5 protein-coding genes are annotated in these 3,157 nt (G+C 34.3%); 4 read left to right on the top strand and 1 reads right to left on the bottom strand.

Translation table 11 applies throughout. From position 1 onward, the window contains the following. From O0V13_RS21330 to O0V13_RS21315, 4 genes are all read left to right on the top strand, one after another. On the top strand, positions 1-517 hold a 517-nt coding region (locus O0V13_RS21330), incomplete at its 5' end, for an SDR family NAD(P)-dependent oxidoreductase (protein WP_268037043.1). 11 nt (positions 518-528) lie between these two features. After that, positions 529-1,443 carry a helix-turn-helix domain-containing protein gene (locus O0V13_RS21325; protein WP_268037042.1) on the top strand — a complete coding sequence of 305 codons (915 nt, stop codon included), beginning with the start codon at positions 529-531 and terminating at the stop codon, positions 1,441-1,443. 14 nt (positions 1,444-1,457) lie between these two features. Beyond that, complete coding sequence (locus O0V13_RS21320; protein ID WP_268037041.1) at positions 1,458-1,865, top strand: hypothetical protein; 408 nt, start codon at positions 1,458-1,460, stop codon at positions 1,863-1,865. 3 nt (positions 1,866-1,868) lie between these two features. Next, positions 1,869-2,537, top strand: a complete 669-nt coding sequence (locus O0V13_RS21315) for an NAD-dependent epimerase/dehydratase family protein (RefSeq protein ID WP_268037040.1) — start codon at positions 1,869-1,871, stop codon at positions 2,535-2,537. Between the two features lie 364 nt (positions 2,538-2,901). Here the strand turns inward: O0V13_RS21315 and O0V13_RS21310 are convergent. Further along, positions 2,902-3,157: transposase domain-containing protein (locus O0V13_RS21310; RefSeq protein ID WP_268037039.1), on the bottom strand; the 256-nt coding region annotated here is incomplete at its 5' end.

The raw sequence follows: 3,157 nt of genomic DNA, 5'->3' as shown, positions 1-3,157 counted from the left end.
CGTAAATGTCTTAGGACTATTTGATGTAACAAGAGCTATATTACCGCATTTCAGAAAGAATAAAGATGGAATGTTCATTAATATATCATCTGTTGGTGGCAAAACAACTTTTCCAATGATGCAACTTTACCATTCCACAAAATTTGCTGTTGAAGGTTTTTCAGAATCGTTACAATACGAATTAGAGCCTATTGGTGTAAAAATAAAAATAGTAGAACCTGGTAGCATAAAAACAGATTTTTCAGGTCGTTCGATGGATTTTCAGCACAATGATGAATTGACGGAATACAACGAATTTGCATCAGGGGTTATGAATACTTTTGAAAAACTAATGAGTGCTGACAACAGAAACAGTCCAGAACTCGTGGCAGATGTAATTTACAATGCCGCAACTGACGGAACAAGTACCCTTAGATATGTTGCGGGACAGGATGCTGAGCATTTATTAGAAGCTAGAAAAACAATGAATGATGCTGAGTTTCTTAGTATGATGAAAACGAACCTAAACATTAAATAAGAAATAGTCCATTGAAAGATTTTATAAGAATAGAAACCATATCGGAAATTCATCAGTTTTTAGGTTTAGAAAAGCCTAAACATCCGCTAGTATCGGTTTACCGAATTGGAGATGCTCTTAATAAATTAGAAGTTGATAATTTTAAATACTCATTGGGTTTATATCAAATCAGCTTCAAAGATAATTGTGCTTTTACCATTGTAAACTACGGTAGAAACTCATATGACTATCAAGAAGGCACAATGATATTTACCGCACCAAACCAAGTAATGGAATTTAAAAAAGCAGAAACAGCCCAAGTTAGCAATGGTTGGACCTTAGCTTTTCATCCAGATTTGATTCGAAAATCAGAATTAGCAAAGAAAATTGAAAATTATTCATTCTTTTCTTACGCATCCAACGAAGCATTGCACTTATCGGATGAGGAAAGAAAAACAGTGGCAGAAATTGCCGAGAAAATCGAAAAAGAAATTAGTAACACTATTGACACACATAGTCAAACCTTGATAATTTCAAATATTGAATTATTATTGAATTATTGTGTCCGTTTTTATGACCGACAATTTTACACGAGAACCAATCTAAATCAAGATATTGCAAGTCAGTTCGAACAATTATTAAAGGATTACTATAATCAAGAAAGGCAATTAGAATTTGGGATTCCAACAGTACAATATTGCGGAAAAGCATTGAACATGTCGCCTAAATATTTAAGTGATTTACTGCGGAAAGAAACAGGGCAAAGTACTCAAGACCATATTCATCAATACATCATTGAAAAAGCAAAAAACAGATTGTTAAATTTCAATGAAAGTGCAAGTGAAATTGCTTATTCATTAGGGTTTGAGTACCCACAATATTTTAGTAGAATTTTTAAAAAGAAAACTGAAATGAGCCCAAACGAATTTAGACAAAGTCTCAATTAAACTTTTTTTAGGGAATGAAAATAGTATCGAAAATAGTAATGATTGTATTACTCATTTGGACAATGGTAATGCTCATTTGGGGAGTGAGTGGGTTTTTTGAATATTTCACAGGAATTAAGCCTTTTATAAACCTACAGAATTCTGCCTACCCAAAAGGCGTTCAGTTTGTCCATTGGTTATTGATAACGCTTACAGGTGGCACATTTGTTTTTGGATATTTCTTAAAATGGAAATGGACACCGTATATTATGGTAATGCTTTTTTCTAATCTCGCTGTATTATGCACCATACAAACATTCGATTTTATGTCTGAGCAATGGAGTTTTAAAGCATATAGTACCGAATTGGTTTTATATGTTTTGCTTTCAGCATTTTTGTTGTTTTCATCGCTTTCTAAATCGCATTTTAAGCACAGAATTTAAAGTATGAAAAAAGTATTGATTGCAGGAGCATCAGGAATGATTGGCAATATTATCTTAGACCATTGCTTATCATCTTCAAAAGTTGGAGAAATAATATCATTAGTTCGCAAGAAATCGAATACTACACACTCTAAGTTAAAAGAGGTAATTATTGATGATTTTACGGATTATGACAAGCATCAGGATTTGTTTAAGAATATTGATAGTGCTTTTTTCTGTATCGGAGTTTACACGGGAAGTGTTTCAGATAAATTATTCAAGGAAATTACGGTGGATTATGCGGTAAGTTTTGCCAAAATGCTGAAAGAACATAGTCCAAACGCAAAACTCTCTCTTCTCAGCGGAGCTGGAGCTGACCGAACCGAAAAAAGTAAAACTTCTTTTGCACTTTATAAAGGAATGGCTGAAAATCAAATTGATAAATTAGGCTTGGAATTTTACACCTTCCGCCCAAGTTATATTTTTCCAGTTAAAAAAAGAATAGAACCAAATTTGATGTATAGCATTATGCGAAACCTTTATCCTATCCTAAGACTTTTAGGAAGTAAGTTTAGTATAAAATCGACTGAACTTGCTAAGGCAATGTGTGAAGTTGGAATAAAGGGGACGGATAAAAAAATACTAGAAAATAAAGACCTGATTCAATATTTAAAAGAACAAAGTGAAAATTAATAAACAGCCATAATTGAGTATATTAGCTAATTAAAAAAAGAAGCCCAGTGCCTAACAACTAGGTTTTCGTTGCGTGCGTAGCACGAATCAATGAAACCGGTGTTGCACGGAACCGGTGAGGTTCTTTTGGGGATTGAGTCAGTATTTTTTGAAGGAAACTAGGTGACTGATTAGATTAAAAAAATAAATCGTACGAGTAGATTCTGTATCAATTCAAAAAAACCATTGTTGTTTTAGGCCTTTCCAATGCCTTTTGGAAGGGTTTTTTATTGCATGGGCATAGCTTCGCCAGCCCGATCAAAATCAGGAATTAAAATTGGGTTGTGACAGTAGAAAAGACGTATCCGCCCGAGCAACTGCATCTTTACTTAGCCTGATTTATTTCTAGGGAAAGTTTGTAGTTTTTCGGTAGGAGTTCTTTTATTTTTTGGATGTTGGTGTCCATGATATGGTCAAAGACATGTTTGAGCCACCGTTGAGGATTAACATCTTCGATCTTGCACATGGCAAAGAATGAGTAGATCATTGCTGCCCGCTGTGCTGCATCATGGGCCCCTGCGAACAGGTAGTTTTTCCGACCCAAGCCTATCGGTCTGATTTTATTTTCGATAGCATTGTTG

Source organism: Algoriphagus sp. PAP.12, from assembly GCF_026652115.1.
Lineage (GTDB): Bacteria > Bacteroidota > Bacteroidia > Cytophagales > Cyclobacteriaceae > Algoriphagus.
The sequence above is the reverse complement of the archived record's forward strand: the minus strand, read 5'-3'. Positions and strand labels throughout refer to the sequence as shown.

Coding starts and splice junctions, on each gene's coding strand:
- O0V13_RS21320 (WP_268037041.1), top strand. CDS start 1,458: ATGAAAATAGTATCGAAAATAGTAATGATTGTATTACTCATTTGGACA.
- O0V13_RS21315 (WP_268037040.1), top strand. CDS start 1,869: ATGAAAAAAGTATTGATTGCAGGAGCATCAGGAATGATTGGCAATATT.